Raw genomic sequence first — 14,077 nt, 5'->3', positions numbered from 1 at the left:
CTAAATATTTAATACAGGATAATAAGCTCACTCTTTTGGACTATTAGTTCAAAAGTTGTGAAGCAAAACCTTCTCCAAATTTTCTTAGTTCCTCTTCCGCTTCTTTTGTTACAGAGGGTCCTTTAAGGATGCTCATTAACGTACCCGCCTTTACAACTGGTGCAGTTAATAAACTTTCGCAACCTTTTTGAGATAGTAACTTTTCTAAGTGTCTTAATGTCGATTCACCACCATACTTCGCATGAACCGCAACACCACCACATAATTTTCCCTGTAACTCATTTTCAGGAATACTCTTAATTGCCTTTATCACTGGAGAAGCTACACCTGCAATCCCACTACTTCCAGCCCAACAGGGAGTCCCAACTATTAAAGCATCATAGTCTGATAACATTGAGCCATTAAAATCTTTTGCCAAACTAACATCTACTTTAGTTCCTTTTGCTTTTAAACCTTCTATCATAGGGGTTATCGCCTCTTGTGTATGCCCGGTTTTTGTGTGATAAATTATTAGTATCTTCATATATTTAGACTTTTTGATTATACTTTAGCAAATACACTTTCAATTCCTGCAAACTTTTTTAACTCATCCATGCCCACATGGTCATCTACATGCTTACCATATTTTGCCATTACAACTTTAAAGTTTTCATCGATAAAGAAGTCTGCCGGAATAAGTGTTTGACTAGCATCCTTATCTTCAGGTAGATTAAGTTCTGCAACATCTTTTTTCGCTTTAAAAGCATCGGTTGCAATAAAGGTTCGCATCAGCTTAATCACTGAATTTTCAACACCATAAAGCTTATATATATTCTTTTCGGGGTCTCCAATTACAGGCCAAGGATTAACACCTTGATGGAAAACGCTTGATGATATTTTTTCGTTAGAACTCTCGAAGAAAAATAACATCTGCACACCTGATTGTTTTAATTTATAGTTCATACCCATTAGCTGATGTACCCTTCTGTTACAAAATGGGCAGTTTACGTTTCTGTAAAATCCTAAGATCATTTTCTTGCCTTTAAAGTCACTTAACTTTACTTCTTTACCATCAATGTCAACTACAGTAAAGTCTCTTGCATATTGTCCTTCCTGAATTTTCATTGTATTTATTTTTATCTAAGCTTTTGCTTAGTTATTGATTAAAAAAATAGCTACTGCATATTATTTATGATTATTGACTGAATGAGCCTAAGCCGAATTGGAAAATCCATGTGCGTAATAATAAATTTACTTCCCAGCTCACTAAGCACACCGACTGCTTGTTTTCGAGTAAATCCAGCACTCAAAAAGGTTTCAACATCTCTTTTTGTTGGAACACCTTTAGTTTGTTTAATTCTGTTCTGATAAGAATCAAAAGCACTCTTCTGGTTCAAATCTAACTTTGAGTAGTCAACTCTAAAATCCTCTTTTCTGCCTATGTTTCTCATTTTAATAAAATTAAATTAAACTAATCTATCGCTTAGTTTGAACTCAAAAAAATAAGTCGTGATTTCTTGACCTATTCAATTACAATACAAATATATGTAGCATTTTTCATCTGGTTATGGACAAAAAGTTCGCTTTCTTGGATATTTAGTTCACATCATTGGTTTAAGATTTTCAAATGTTGTTTCAATGTAATTATCAATTTGTAATCTATCAAAAACTTTAGAAACCTGACTCAATCCCATCATAGAAACCAGTAGGTAATTAGCTTGCTTCGCAATCGTATTGGTGTCACAATTCGTATTTACAGATAGTTTTTCAGTAAACAAAATCAGTAAATTTGCAGTAAAATTATGAACCTTAGCCTTAATAACTAAATCAGAATCCGCACCTAATTCAGTCATTGTATTTGCCAATAAACAGCCTTTAGCTATGTTGTTTTCTTTTGAAAAATCAAGGAAATCATAAAAGTAGCCTTTAATACTTTCTATTCCTCCTTCTCTGTTTTCAAGCTTTTTAACTATGGTGTTGATTTTTTGGTTATAACATTTCATGCTTTCTAAAAACACACCTTCTTTATTACCAAAGCTAGAATAAATTGAAAATTGATTGATACCCATTTCTTTCTCAAGCATTCGGGTAGAGGTAGCTTCAAAACCGTTTCGCCAGAAAAGGTTCATAGCTTTCTCAATTACTTCGTCCTCTTTGTATTTTTTAGTTCTAGCCATAAAAATAAATCATAATACAAATCTAAGCAATTGATTAGATATAATCAAGAGATTTATGTAAAACAAAAAACTCCCGACCGAAAAGAATCAGTCGGGAGTTTTTGTGTGCCCTGGAAAAGACTCGAACTTTCACGACCTTGCGGTCATTGGGGAGCAAAAGGTGTGCAGCGTGTCCTAAACCAATTCTTTGATGAAGACCTAAAGATAGATGGTATTATTGGATTCAACACCTTAACAGCTATCAATATTCAAGAACCTAAAGATTTGTTTTGGGAGCTTAAAAAGGCGAGAATTCGCTATTACCATAAAATCTCTAAAAAAAGGAAAAACCATTTGTTTCTGGAAGGTTGGTTGAAACGGATTGGAAAGATAGAGTTTGAGAAATAAATATCCTAAAAAGCCTTTCCCGATATTCAGCCCAACAAGATTTTACTGTATTTATGCAACCTTGTTAATATCTGCCCCCTCTAAATGTTTTAACGATTGTGGCTGATGGTATAAATTAATCATTGCCCTTCCGATTTTAACAGTAGTAGTTACCGATTTCATTCGTTTCATTAATGGGAATAATGGACGGGTAAGCACATATAGGGTATTGTACAGTTTTGTCTTCGATTTTGTGCCTCGTTCTGGTATAATTGCACCAGGGCGAAACATATAGGCATCTTTAAATCCCATATTCAAAATCATATTCTCAGTTTTACCTTTTACACGTGCCCACATTGTGCTGCTTTTTTCTTCACTATCAGTGCCCGAACCCGATATATAATTAAAAACCATATTAGGATTTATGCTATATAAAGTGGTAGCCAAAGCTTTTGATATGGTGTATGTAATTTCAGTAAATTCTTCTTCACTCATACTGGCACTTGACACTCCCATGCAATGAAAACAGGCGTCGTAGCCTTCAAATTGTTTTTTTATTGTGCTAAAATCTGTGAAATCAGCATGTGCAATTTCCTTTACTTTAGGGTGTGATATGCCTAGGGATTTTCTATTAATAAGTAATATTTGTTCTACTGTAGGGTCATCAATGCACTCCAGTAAAACCCCTTTACCTAACATTCCTGTTGATCCTGTTATTATTGCTTTCATGTGTTTTTAGTTTAAAGTTCTATATTCCGACGGACTGTATCCTGTTTTTGATTTAAACAGTTTGCTGAAATGCTGTGGATATTCAAAGCCAAAATCGAAGGCAATTTCACTAACAGATGAGTTTGATCCCAAAAGCTTTGTTTTAGCCTGCTCAATCATATATAAAGTAATGTGTTCTTTGGTACTTTTTCCAGTTTCCAGTTTCAACAAGTCGCTCAAATAGTAACCCGACATATTAAGCGCTTCACCACATTGCTGCACTGTAGGTAGTCCTTTGTTTACAATTTGTTCCGAAGTAAAATATTCTTTCAAGTACTTTTCAAACCGAATCAGGTAACCTTTATTTAGGTTGGTACGGGTGTAAAACTGACGATCATAATAGCGGTTACTGTATTTTAATAAGCTCTCCAGGTTAATATTGATTATTTCTTGGGAGTGCTTATCAATATTGTCGCTAATTTCCCTTTTTATATTATTCACAATATCAAGCAGAATCTGCTTTTCCTTTTCAGATACATGTAAGGCTTCATTCACCTCATAATCGAAAAATGAATATTCTGAAATTGTATTTGCCAGCGTAGCATTTCTTATTAAGTCTGGATGAAAAACGATAGTCCAACCTTCATCAGTCAGTACTGAGTTTTCCTGATCAGCTTCGAATGAAATAACTTGCCCTGGTGAGGTATATAGCATTGATCCTTCTTGGAAATCATACGAATTGCGTCCGTATACCATTTCGCAATTATTGGTGGTTTTTAGACTAATCATATACAGGTTTATTCTGTATTTACCTTTGTGAACTATGAAGTTAGGATTGTCTTTTGTTGAAAAAACGGAAATGAGTGGGTGTGTCGGACTTTGAAGATCTAACACCTTATGTACTTCCGAAATTTTATTAATGTTGATTATATCTTTCATAATTTGCTATTGATCCGTGGTTAATAAAATTAAGACTTATTTTACATCTTTCCACCATTGTGTATACAGCTGCGTTGTGTCGTTTAAGTTTACTTGCTCGCCTATCATAGGTGTGATAATACGTAGGTTTGAGTTTGAACCTGAAGTTATTTTTGTTAGAGGTTCGTCCCAATCGTGATTCGCTAAGGTAAATTTTCCAGAATGAACAGGTAGAAGAGCTTTTGCTTTTAAGTCTGCGCTTGCCTGTATTGGTTCGTTGGGAATCATGTGTATGTATTTCCATTTACTATCATATTGCCCATTTTCAAGAATTGCTACATCAAATGGCCCATACTTTTCTCCAATATTTGCAAAATGCTCGTCATAACCTCCGTCGCCACCAATAAATATTTTAGATGATGGCGTAAAGAATGCAAATGAAGCCCACAATGTTTGGTTGCGTTTAAAACCTCGTCCTGAAAAATGACGTGTTGGAGTAATATGCGCAACAAAACCTTCAGCTAGTGGAACCGATTCATACCAATCACCCTCCTTAATAATAGAAGGTTCAAAACCCCAATGTTCGAAGTGTGCACCAACACCAAGTCCACAAATAACCGTTTTAATTTTAGGTTTTAATTCAAGAATGGTCTTGTAATCCAAATGATCCCAATGGTCGTGAGTTATAAAAAGATAATCAATCTCAGGTATATCATCTGTTGTATACACATCGCTGCCTTTGTAAGCTTTTGTAGTAAACGAAACCGGCGATGCATTGCCACTCATTACAGGATCAACCAGTATCTTTTTACCATCCAATTGCATAAAGTACGATGAATGTCCCATCCATACGGTTACATTTTCGGAAGGATTTAGTGATTTTAAATCCGTTTTCTTTGTTGGAATATGTTGTGGTTCTTTAGGAGTGCCCGAAAATAGAAACTCTTTTAAAACAGTCCAATAATTTACCCCCTCTGCAAGCATTGGTGTGGGGGTTAGGTTTTTAAATTGACCGTTTTCGTAGTTCGGAGATTGCTCTATAAGGGCAAGACGTGCACCAGAAGGGTGTTTCCCAAACCGAGGAGTGCGCATAAATATTGCTACACCTAATACTATTGTGGCTATTATTAAAAAAGCTATTACCATCGTTTTTTTTATATTCATTTTGATAGAATTTATTTATACCACAAAGTACTATAATATTGATGCTTAATATGTATACATTTTAGTAAAAGATGAATACATTTTCCCGATTAGTTATTCATCAAGCCAATTGTTTACCTCGTTTTCAATGGTGTCCCAACTAAAATTTTCATATGTATAAAAGCCTCTTGGTTCACGGATCTTAGCACCTATAGTCAATTCTTCAAGGTCAGTAAATGTGCTGCCATTTGCTCCGGCATGAGTACTAAAGAAACGTACTGTTTTTCCTTTTAAACTATGGTTTTGTAGAAATGAACGAATAGGCGCTACATATGTATACCACCACACTGGCGTTCCTATTATTATATGGTCGTAGTCATCAAAATTTAAGTTGGATGATTTTAAAATAGGCTTGTATTGGTTCTTAATGTGTTGTTTACTAACATCCAACACAGTTCCTAAATTGTAATCTTCTTCCAATTCAATCCTGAAAACATCTGCACTTGTTTTACTTGAAATCATTTCTGCTACACGTTTAGTATGGCCTTGCAATGAGTAGTATATTACCAACGATTTTGACATACTAATCATCCTTATTAAGATTGTTTCGTTGGAGGATATCTTTACTAGAAAGCCATTTAAAGTATTCTTGTTCACCCATTTCAGCTTTCAGCTCAGCAGAATTAACAGCAGTGCCTTCCACCGTAATATAATTTGAAAAGTAAACAATCATATAATAATAGTTTACTTTTAATGTAGCATTTATGAGCATATCATATCCTGGCCCTGCTTTTTCTAAAGAGCTGTTTATAGCATCATCAATATTTGTACGCATCAGATAAGGATGGTATGAGTTTCCTGTTACTTTTTTCTGTCCTTGATAAGGTGTAAGTTCTTTACAACTTTTATTAGTCATAATTACACCATTATCAATAACTGTTACATTACGTCTCCATGTTACTATTGCTATAACTATTAATGTAATACCTAATATTATTAAAACCATTTTCTTCATTTTATAAGTGTACTTTTCATATTTTATAAACTGTCTAATTTTCTGCTTTTCATATTTTTAATAGAAGAATAAAATTAAAAGTAGGCATCATAGTATTCAGCAAAAGCTTGAATCTGAAAACGGTTGGCTTCATCAGAAACATTGGCATATTTATGAAGTACCTCAAAGCCATGAAACGCTCCCTTAAAGAGTTTAAAGTTTACAGGAATCCTTTCTTTTTTCAATGCTTCTACATAATTCAAGGTCTCATCTTTAAAGGGTTCTAAATCGCCAACAAAGCTTATTGTAGGCGGCATATTTTTGAAGTCTGTATTTAAGGAGGGAGATGCATAACTTGGAACTTCGCCTTTTATATTTCTGAGATATAGTTCCCAAGCGAACTTATTGGTTTTTGTATCCCAAACAGGTGCCGTAGTCATCGTTTTTGCCGATTCAGTTTGCTGCCTGTGATCTATCATTGGGTAGATAGGCATTTGAAATGCAATATTAAAATCCTTTGTATCTCGGGCTTTTAATGTAACTGCTGCAGTTAAACCGCCACCAGCGCTATGTCCGGCTAGTATAAATTTTGAAGCATCTATTTTCAATTCATTAGCATTTTCTTTTGCCCACAAAACTGTATCGTAACAGTCATTAAAACCATCAGGAAAAGGATTGTCAACCGATAAGCGATAGTCTGGCGTTATAACCACACAGGTGCGAGTATCAATAATGTTTTTGATAAACCCAGAAAAAGCCTCGGGAGAACTCATCATATAACCACCACCATGAAAATGAACCATGCAAGGTAATGTTTCATTGTTATTTATTGGACGATACACTCGCACTCGAATATCTGGCCCGCCATTTTTGCTTGGAATATAACGTTGCACACAATCCAGACCATCCACATCTTTACCTTTAGCTCGCTTTTCCATACTATTCAGAAGTTTGACAGCCCATTTACGACGGGCAAATCGAGCAAATAATCGCATGGGATAATAAAATTGTTGCAGCTGAGGTTCATACATTTTTCTTGTAGGCTTTTTCATTGAAAATAGTTTTGTATCAGGTAACTATCACACAAAGTGTATAGCTACCTGATGATTAATTTGTTTTATTCTCCAAAGAATGTAAAGCTAGCATGTTTAGTATCCATATACTCTTTCCATTCATGTATTTTACCATCACGTATAACTAACATAAAATGAAAGAAGTTGTTATATGTTTTACCGCTTACATGCTTACCAAATGTTTCAGCTTCAACAGCAACACGATCACCCTCGGCAGTCATAGCCGTTGGAGTAAGCGACATTCCATTTGGGAACATGGCTGGGTTTCCTGCTTCTAAACCTCGTACAAAATCTTTGGTGTGATTCCCAGAAATAGGCATATCGCCAGCCACCCAAATCTTTGCATCATCTGCAAATGTTTCTGTTACATAACTCCAGTTACCATCAGTAATAGCTTGAAATACTGCTTTTACAACTGCTTTATTCTCGTTTAATTGATTTTGTGAATTTTCCATTTTGTTTTCGTTTTGTGCCCATGATGGACTTACTGTTAATAAAAGGAGCATTAAGCTCGCAAGATTTAATATTGATTTCATTTGTTGATGTTCTTAAATTTCAGGAACTATCATGTCTGATATCATTTTCATGAATTCGTTTTCAGGCATTGTTTTTAACATGTTTCTCATCGCTTCGGCATCGTCTCCCGATACATTGTGTACAGGAGTTTCTTCAGTTGCGCATAAATAGATCTTATTAGCCACCTCTTGAGGATCTGATTCTCCATTTCCTTGTGAGCGCAGATTTTCGATATTTTCATTCATCTTCTCACTCATTTTTAGGCTATACTTGCGTATTTGCTCATCTCCATTCTCAAGATTTTTGAGGTTGATAGAACTAACCAGATTGGTGTTGTAAGAACCCGGGGCAATACACTTAACTTTTATATTAAATGGAGCATATTCCATTGCCAATGAATCGGTAAAACCTTCTATAGCATATTTAGCAGCGCTATATACCGAGGAAAAAGGAGAGCCAAAAAGACCAGCCAAAGAAGAAAGGTTGATGATTACTCCTTCTCCTTGCTTTCGCATATAAGGAAGCACTTCTTTGGTCACCCTCATTGTTCCCATAACATTTACCTCAAACTGAGCATTAATATCTTTTTCTTCCCATTGTTCGAAAACACCAAAACCGGCAATACCTGCATTATTGACTAAGACATTGATACTTCCAAATTTTTCTACTGCAGCGGATACCGTTTCAGAAATACTTTGCTGATTTGTAACATCAAGCTTGGTAACCAATAGGTTGCTAAATTGGTTAAGTTCTGTTTCCTCTTCGTGCGGAAGAACGGTAGCAACAACGTTCCAACCTTGTTTTTGAAATAGTTTTGCAGTTAATCTTCCAAATCCGGAGCTGCATCCTGTTATTAAAACTGTTTTTCTGTTTGTACTCATTACTTTATATTATGATATGATTTATAACCTTTCTCCCATATTGGAACCATTTTTCGCATGCGCGAATTAAATATGTATTTAAAGAGCCAGTTTGTTCCAAAGGGTTTTGGGTCGAAACTTCCTTTATATCTTAATTCTAATCCATTGTTTTTTGATGTGAAAAAGAATTCTCCAACATAGTTTTTTACCGGCATTCCACCTGGTCGAGCAGCATAACTAAAATAATTAGGCGCATCAAAGCCAACAATGTCTTCCTCAAGCTTTATGTTTCCGATGGTTAGTTTGCGCAGTGCTCCCAAACCAGAAGGGTGACCTTGACCTTCTTTCAACAATGAAATTTCGCCAATCATTATATCAGACTTTGTATACCACTCATGATCTACATGAAAATCCCAAAACTTTTGCGGTTCAAAACTTGGATAGAAATGAGAGAATTCGAATGTTACTTTTGACTTTGCCATGTTTTATTATTTTAATTACACTACAAATTTCTTGAATTTGAGTAGTTTGTATGTATATATTTTAAGGAAGGGTGAATACTTTTTCCGGAATTACTTAAACTAAATGTTTATTGAAGAATTCACTTAAAGCATCCGCTCCTTCTGCTACATATTCAGTTCTGTCATAAGTACTAAAATGAGTACCGTCTTTAATAATTTTAATTTCAGCCGAACCTTGCGTTTTCGCTTTAATAAAACGCTCTGTAAATTCACGAGTAAAGGCTTTCTCTCCTACAACTCCTAAATAAGGAATAGCTATTTGTCCAGCATAATCAAGGCCATGTGAGCGTGCAATTTGTCCAAATGAGAAAGGTACAAGGTGGTTGGTGTATGTTGGCCATTCAGCTTCTCTTCTTCGGAAGTAGTAATCGTACTGCTCACAAATAAAAACGCCAGCTTCAGCAGGTGGTGCTTCATTCATATCGGGCATAAGCATATCATCAGGTTCGGCAACTCCTGTTTCAAAGTAATGCTGTCTTGACTCAATTGACTTAGCATACATAGCTTTTCTCATTTCTTCAGGTACTAAGGGATTTGTAACGGTAGCTTCACGTAAGCTGAAATGACCACTTACAGTACCAAATGCCTTTACGCGAATATCACTTTGTAAAGCATCGGCTATGTATGACGAGCTATTGCAGATTCCCAAAGCACCAATACGGTTGCTATCGACATTTTTATGTGAAACTAGAAAGCTAATGGCGTTTTGTATATCTTCTGTTTTAGATGCCGGGTCTTCATACTGCCTTGGTTCACCTTCGCTTTCACCAAATGTTCTGTAATCGAAAGCCAGTGCAATAAAACCTCTTTCGGCTAATGCTTTAGCAAATACTCCAGGAGATTGCTCTTTAATGGTAGCCATTGGTCCACCTGCTACAATGGCGGGGTACTTTTTACTAAAGTCGGTATCTTTTGGAAAATATAGATGTCCAACAATAGTAGAACCAACACTTTTAAAATTTACATTCTTTCTAATGTACTTTTCTGTTATTAATGTTTCTTCTTGATTTTTCACTTTGCTATATTTTGAAATTACTTACACTGCAAATTTCCTGAATTTGAGTGGTTTGTATGTATATATTTTAAGGAAGGATGAATACTTTTTCCGGATTACTTTGATTCTACCCTACAACCACTGTTTTAGTGCCTTATCGCTTATCCTTTTCAAGTGATTTCGTTTCGACTCAATTTGAGCTTCTTTGTGTGGAGCTTGAATTTTATCTTCAGATATATAAGCACCTGTTGTGTCAGCATACTCACTAGATATTGCCAAGCGAACAATTCGGTCTGCACCAACTTCTGTAGGTGATGCCATTACATTCATAAAAAACTGCATCATTTTCGCTGTTCCTTCGAGGTTGCTTAGTAGGTTCGACTTTATATATCCAGGATACAAGTAATTTACTGTTACTCCTTTTCCTGCAAGCTTTTTAGCCAAATCGATAGAGAACATGTTCATCGATAGTTTTGCTTGTGTATATGTATCTGAAGTATCAAAATTTGGTTTTGATTCAATATCATTAAAATTAATCTGGTCAATAAAAGCAGTATTGGTGGTAAGATTCACAATACGCGATGGTGATGACTGTTGAATTCTTGGAAGTAAAAGATTGGTTAATAGATAAGACCCTAAATAATTGATTGACCAGTTGGTCTCAAAACCATCAGATGTAAATGTTGGTTTAGTTATATTGATGCCGGCATTATTAATTAATACATCAATTCTGCTATACTCAGCTAAGATTCTATCGGCACATCTTTTAACGCTATCCATAGAAGCCAAATCGCAAATTTGTAGACTCAGTGAACCAGTACCTTCGGTTTTGCTGATTTCACTAATTACATTTTCTGTTTTTGCTTTATTACGCCCAAGCACTACAACATGAGCTCCCATATTGTAAAGCATCTCTACTGCCACACGTCCCATGCCGTCAGTTCCCCCGGTAAAAACTATAGTTTTATCCTCTAGATTTTTATCCTTTTCGGGGATTGCATATTTGGGATTTGGATTTCTTCGCTGTGGGAGAAATAGGTTTAATAGTATACCAAGTCTTGAATTTGCCATGATTCTTCGTTTTAAGATTACAATGCAAATTTCGGTATAGCGGCTTTTTCGTATGTATATAAATTAGGGAAGTACGTATACTTTTTAGGGAAGATAAGTTTTCTATTATTGGAAAGGATGGCAAAACATTGATGCCTACAAAGAAACCTATGGAAAAATACCTTGGAACTTTAAGATTAATGTTCCTCAATTGAAACAGCTTGTAAAGGATTTTTATGAGCAGGCCTTTTACATAAGGTTTAAAATTGATGAAATCTTATGGTTCCTTATAAAAAATCATTTTTGATTTATACGTTAATAACGGTGTATGTGTAGCAAGAGTTAAACCAATTCTTTGATGGAGACTTAAATATGGACAGTATTATGGGAAAAATGACAATTGAAGCAATTGCCAGACTTTAAGGAGGATGCTTATAGATTAATCTTTTTCGTTAAGACTTATACATTTTCGTGGGAGGAAATAAAAAAACAGGAGATATAAAATTTATATAAAAAAAACTCAAAGTTATTAACACATTTTCTAGCATATTATATAGGTTTTCTTTAATCATTTGTATGGCAATCTGTATGTCCTCTACTTAATGAGCGTTCACACAATAAGTTATTTATCAATCTATTACACCCCAAATATAAAAACAACAACGGTTCGAATAAGAGGTCGTAGGCTGATTTGAAAAACTAAACTCCCAAAATACCACTGAGCCGAAGCTTTTGTTTTGGTTGTAAATTTATTCTTTTAACTAGCCGAAGCAAAAGCTTCGGCGAACTTATTCAAAGAGCTAAACTCGCAAATTTATGCTGACAGCCTATGCCTTTTATTTATTGTTAGCGTTTGTTATTTATTATCTTTCCTTCTGCATTAATTAGATATTCAGCATGTTCAGTTCCATATTTCCATTTTGTATAGTCTCCCCAGTCCCGTGATGCTAAATATAAAGAACAAACGATTCTATTTTGATTTACATAAGCCTTTCCTTTTCGAATTCCATGCTCCCATTCCGATATTGAATATAGAGCTTTTGAGTCTAGTACTTTACAAGATTTTATTACGTAAAGCATAAGGGAAACACTTTCTCCTTCGTCCATTATTAAGCAAAGTAATTCTTTGTCTTGGTATTTAGAATATGAGTGCAAAAATAAACCGCTTTCTCTGTATCGAACCATGTTCTTAATAAGTAAATCGGCTTCTACTTTTTCGAATCCATTTTCAATAATCAAAGTGTCTGATTGATTGTATGGATAATTGTACTCTTCTAAATCACAGTTTTGAGAATTAGCAGAGAAAGGTAAAGTTAAAATTATTAAAAGGATATATTCTTTTCTCATATGTGGTTCTTTATAATAAACGCTAACGGCTCGAATAAAGGATGTAGGCTGAATTTGAAAAAACAAAACAACCAAAACCCAGCAGAGCCGAAATTTTGTTTAGGATATAAATTTATACTTTTCACTAGCCGAAACAAAAGTTTCGGCGATTTTATTAAACAAACAAAAATTCCAAAACTATACTCACAGCCTATGACCTTTATTTTTTGTTACCAACTGTTATTCCTTCTCTAATAAACTTTAGAATTTCCTTTAATTCCTTTGGTACATTACTGTCTGAATAATTGAGTTTTGTTCCTAATTGTCCGCCTGTATACGTTGAAATAAAATAAGTATCTTTTTCTTCCTGAATTGTATCTTCCTTACAAACTGAAATCAATTCCCTAGTTAGTCTATTTAATTGAAGCCACTCATTTTTAGAAGTCTTTATCTTATATCTGTACTTTTCTCCTTTTATGTGTAAATAATTTGCGTGAATTGTCAAACGGTACAAATTATTTTTTTGATAGTTTATTTCAAACCTCTCTGTGATTGTTCCGTCGAATAAGCACTTATGTCCTATTACAATATGGGATAAAGTGTCCTTTTTCTCTTCTGCTTTTTTAAAACTGGTTGTCAGAGTTAGTAAAAACAATATTAAACAGATATTCTTGATTTGATTCAGATTCATGTCATTACTGTTTTCTGTATTTATTTTTGAGCGAGCTGTATTTTAATAGTTGGTAACGTTTAGCGTAAGAAGCGTTGTGCAAAATAATTACAACCTAATTTCCTAAGCCGAACCAAACTTAACAAAATACTTTGAACTTCAAAAACCTAATGACGCACAATGCTTTTTACGTAGTGTTGGGCTTTCGTTATTTCTTTTTCTGAACCTCATTTTTAAGTCCTTCCAACTTTAATTCCTTATGAGTGGCAATATTTGGTCTGACTGAGATAAAGTCAAATTCTCTATTCAAAGCTAATTCCAAACGAAATAAAGCGAATTCAAGTCCCCATAAGTCAGTCCAGATTTGTCAGTCAAAATAACCAAGATGTAAATATTTAAATCACGTTCAAAAAGAGAAGTCATGAAAGTCTAGCACGAAAAGCACCAAGTTTTAAATTTCAATAGTCATTCTGTAATTTTATAGGATTCCATATTTGCAAGCTGAAAAATCTAATTTTTAACGTTTTATCTCAATTATTTTCCAGCTTTGAAAGCTGTAAAGTACGTATTGTAGATTTACGTTTTTTCATAATGAAGCTCAATACAAAAAACACCAAATTTTAAATCTTAAAATAAGCGAATTTCATTGGTCATTCTGAAGTTTATGGGATTCCATATTTGCAGTCTGAAAGGTCAAATTCTTAACGTTTTATTTCTATTATTTTCCTGACTTAAAAGCTGTAAAGTACGTGTTGTAGATTTACATTTTACATAATGAAGCC

At 34.5% G+C, this 14,077-nt stretch carries 18 protein-coding genes; 1 reads left to right on the top strand and 17 read right to left on the bottom strand.

Annotation, left to right across the window (positions count from 1 at the left end; all coding sequences use genetic code 11):
* Nucleotides 1–43 precede the first annotated feature (43 nt).
* The 4 genes from A8B35_RS22290 to A8B35_RS22275 form a co-directional block, all read right to left on the bottom strand.
* Nucleotides 44–523, bottom strand: a complete 480-nt coding sequence (locus A8B35_RS22290; RefSeq protein WP_068475729.1) for a flavodoxin family protein — start codon at nucleotides 521–523, stop codon at nucleotides 44–46.
* 17 nt (nucleotides 524–540) lie between these two features.
* Nucleotides 541–1,104, bottom strand: coding sequence for a peroxiredoxin family protein (locus tag A8B35_RS22285; RefSeq protein ID WP_068475727.1), 564 nt, complete (start codon nucleotides 1,102–1,104; stop codon nucleotides 541–543).
* A 50-nt stretch (nucleotides 1,105–1,154) separates the two neighbouring features.
* Nucleotides 1,155–1,430, bottom strand: coding sequence for a hypothetical protein (locus A8B35_RS22280; RefSeq protein WP_068475725.1), 276 nt, complete (start codon nucleotides 1,428–1,430; stop codon nucleotides 1,155–1,157).
* Nucleotides 1,431–1,580: 150 nt separating this feature from the next.
* On the bottom strand, nucleotides 1,581–2,156 hold the full coding sequence (locus tag A8B35_RS22275) for a TetR/AcrR family transcriptional regulator (RefSeq protein WP_068475723.1): 576 nt from the start codon (nucleotides 2,154–2,156) through the stop codon (nucleotides 1,581–1,583).
* 30 nt (nucleotides 2,157–2,186) lie between these two features.
* Here A8B35_RS22275 and A8B35_RS22270 point away from each other — a divergent pair, with 30 nt between their 5' ends.
* Nucleotides 2,187–2,543, top strand: a complete 357-nt coding sequence (locus A8B35_RS22270) for a putative peptidoglycan-binding domain-containing protein (protein WP_068475721.1) — start codon at nucleotides 2,187–2,189, stop codon at nucleotides 2,541–2,543.
* A 51-nt stretch (nucleotides 2,544–2,594) separates the two neighbouring features.
* Here the strand turns inward: A8B35_RS22270 and A8B35_RS22265 are convergent, their stop codons facing one another.
* The 13 genes from A8B35_RS22265 to A8B35_RS22205 all read right to left on the bottom strand — a co-directional run bounded on the left by A8B35_RS22265 (nucleotide 2,595) and on the right by A8B35_RS22205 (nucleotide 13,316).
* Nucleotides 2,595–3,251, bottom strand: coding sequence for an NAD-dependent epimerase/dehydratase family protein (locus tag A8B35_RS22265; RefSeq protein WP_068475719.1), 657 nt, complete (start codon nucleotides 3,249–3,251; stop codon nucleotides 2,595–2,597).
* A 6-nt stretch (nucleotides 3,252–3,257) separates the two neighbouring features.
* Entirely contained in the window at nucleotides 3,258–4,169 is a 912-nt protein-coding gene (locus A8B35_RS22260) for a helix-turn-helix domain-containing protein (RefSeq protein WP_068475717.1), read from the bottom strand.
* Nucleotides 4,170–4,205: 36 nt separating this feature from the next.
* On the bottom strand, nucleotides 4,206–5,312 hold the full coding sequence (locus A8B35_RS22255; protein ID WP_222844207.1) for an MBL fold metallo-hydrolase: 1,107 nt from the start codon (nucleotides 5,310–5,312) through the stop codon (nucleotides 4,206–4,208).
* 93 nt (nucleotides 5,313–5,405) lie between these two features.
* On the bottom strand, nucleotides 5,406–5,873 hold the full coding sequence (locus A8B35_RS22250; protein WP_075604078.1) for a flavodoxin: 468 nt from the start codon (nucleotides 5,871–5,873) through the stop codon (nucleotides 5,406–5,408).
* Between the two features lies 1 nt (nucleotide 5,874).
* A complete protein-coding gene (locus A8B35_RS22245; protein ID WP_139314990.1) occupies nucleotides 5,875–6,297 on the bottom strand; it encodes a hypothetical protein in 423 nt (140 codons plus the stop codon).
* Nucleotides 6,298–6,380: 83 nt separating this feature from the next.
* The gene (locus A8B35_RS22240) at nucleotides 6,381–7,337 is read right to left on the bottom strand and encodes an alpha/beta hydrolase (protein ID WP_083634685.1); all 957 of its coding nucleotides are present in this window, start codon (nucleotides 7,335–7,337) and stop codon (nucleotides 6,381–6,383) included.
* Between the two features lie 65 nt (nucleotides 7,338–7,402).
* The gene (locus A8B35_RS22235) at nucleotides 7,403–7,894 is read right to left on the bottom strand and encodes a nuclear transport factor 2 family protein (RefSeq protein WP_083634682.1); all 492 of its coding nucleotides are present in this window, start codon (nucleotides 7,892–7,894) and stop codon (nucleotides 7,403–7,405) included.
* A 12-nt stretch (nucleotides 7,895–7,906) separates the two neighbouring features.
* Nucleotides 7,907–8,755, bottom strand: coding sequence for an SDR family oxidoreductase (locus A8B35_RS22230; RefSeq protein WP_068475710.1), 849 nt, complete (start codon nucleotides 8,753–8,755; stop codon nucleotides 7,907–7,909).
* Nucleotides 8,755–9,216, bottom strand: coding sequence for an SRPBCC family protein (locus A8B35_RS22225; RefSeq protein ID WP_068475708.1), 462 nt, complete (start codon nucleotides 9,214–9,216; stop codon nucleotides 8,755–8,757). The genes A8B35_RS22230 and A8B35_RS22225 overlap by 1 nt, the downstream gene beginning before the upstream one ends.
* 94 nt (nucleotides 9,217–9,310) lie before the next feature.
* The gene (locus A8B35_RS22220) at nucleotides 9,311–10,270 is read right to left on the bottom strand and encodes an alpha/beta hydrolase (RefSeq protein WP_068475706.1); all 960 of its coding nucleotides are present in this window, start codon (nucleotides 10,268–10,270) and stop codon (nucleotides 9,311–9,313) included.
* A 111-nt stretch (nucleotides 10,271–10,381) separates the two neighbouring features.
* Nucleotides 10,382–11,320, bottom strand: coding sequence for an SDR family NAD(P)-dependent oxidoreductase (locus A8B35_RS22215; RefSeq protein WP_068475705.1), 939 nt, complete (start codon nucleotides 11,318–11,320; stop codon nucleotides 10,382–10,384).
* An 825-nt stretch (nucleotides 11,321–12,145) separates the two neighbouring features.
* The gene (locus tag A8B35_RS22210) at nucleotides 12,146–12,646 is read right to left on the bottom strand and encodes a hypothetical protein (protein WP_068475703.1); all 501 of its coding nucleotides are present in this window, start codon (nucleotides 12,644–12,646) and stop codon (nucleotides 12,146–12,148) included.
* Between the two features lie 199 nt (nucleotides 12,647–12,845).
* Entirely contained in the window at nucleotides 12,846–13,316 is a 471-nt protein-coding gene (locus A8B35_RS22205) for a hypothetical protein (protein WP_068475700.1), read from the bottom strand.
* Nucleotides 13,317–14,077 lie beyond the last annotated feature (761 nt).

It is taken from the genome of Saccharicrinis aurantiacus, from assembly GCF_001660705.2.
Lineage (GTDB): Bacteria > Bacteroidota > Bacteroidia > Bacteroidales > Marinilabiliaceae > Saccharicrinis > Saccharicrinis aurantiacus.
This window is presented reverse-complemented; position numbering and strand designations above follow the sequence as displayed.

Excerpts from the sequence above, each read along its gene's own strand:
- A8B35_RS22205 (WP_068475700.1), bottom strand. The coding sequence starts at position 13,316 with ATGAATCTGAATCAAATCAAGAATATCTGTTTAATATTGTTTTTACTA.
- A8B35_RS22225 (WP_068475708.1), bottom strand. The coding sequence starts at position 9,216 with ATGGCAAAGTCAAAAGTAACATTCGAATTCTCTCATTTCTATCCAAGT.
- A8B35_RS22230 (WP_068475710.1), bottom strand. The coding sequence starts at position 8,755 with ATGAGTACAAACAGAAAAACAGTTTTAATAACAGGATGCAGCTCCGGA.
- A8B35_RS22280 (WP_068475725.1), bottom strand. The coding sequence starts at position 1,430 with ATGAGAAACATAGGCAGAAAAGAGGATTTTAGAGTTGACTACTCAAAG.
- A8B35_RS22235 (WP_083634682.1), bottom strand. The coding sequence starts at position 7,894 with ATGAAATCAATATTAAATCTTGCGAGCTTAATGCTCCTTTTATTAACA.
- A8B35_RS22275 (WP_068475723.1), bottom strand. The coding sequence starts at position 2,156 with ATGGCTAGAACTAAAAAATACAAAGAGGACGAAGTAATTGAGAAAGCT.
- A8B35_RS22255 (WP_222844207.1), bottom strand. The coding sequence starts at position 5,312 with ATGAATATAAAAAAAACGATGGTAATAGCTTTTTTAATAATAGCCACA.
- A8B35_RS22240 (WP_083634685.1), bottom strand. The coding sequence starts at position 7,337 with ATGAAAAAGCCTACAAGAAAAATGTATGAACCTCAGCTGCAACAATTT.
- A8B35_RS22250 (WP_075604078.1), bottom strand. The coding sequence starts at position 5,873 with ATGTCAAAATCGTTGGTAATATACTACTCATTGCAAGGCCATACTAAA.
- A8B35_RS22215 (WP_068475705.1), bottom strand. The coding sequence starts at position 11,320 with ATGGCAAATTCAAGACTTGGTATACTATTAAACCTATTTCTCCCACAG.
- A8B35_RS22290 (WP_068475729.1), bottom strand. The coding sequence starts at position 523 with ATGAAGATACTAATAATTTATCACACAAAAACCGGGCATACACAAGAG.
- A8B35_RS22210 (WP_068475703.1), bottom strand. The coding sequence starts at position 12,646 with ATGAGAAAAGAATATATCCTTTTAATAATTTTAACTTTACCTTTCTCT.
- A8B35_RS22285 (WP_068475727.1), bottom strand. The coding sequence starts at position 1,104 with ATGAAAATTCAGGAAGGACAATATGCAAGAGACTTTACTGTAGTTGAC.
- A8B35_RS22245 (WP_139314990.1), bottom strand. The coding sequence starts at position 6,297 with ATGGTTTTAATAATATTAGGTATTACATTAATAGTTATAGCAATAGTA.
- A8B35_RS22260 (WP_068475717.1), bottom strand. The coding sequence starts at position 4,169 with ATGAAAGATATAATCAACATTAATAAAATTTCGGAAGTACATAAGGTG.
- A8B35_RS22265 (WP_068475719.1), bottom strand. The coding sequence starts at position 3,251 with ATGAAAGCAATAATAACAGGATCAACAGGAATGTTAGGTAAAGGGGTT.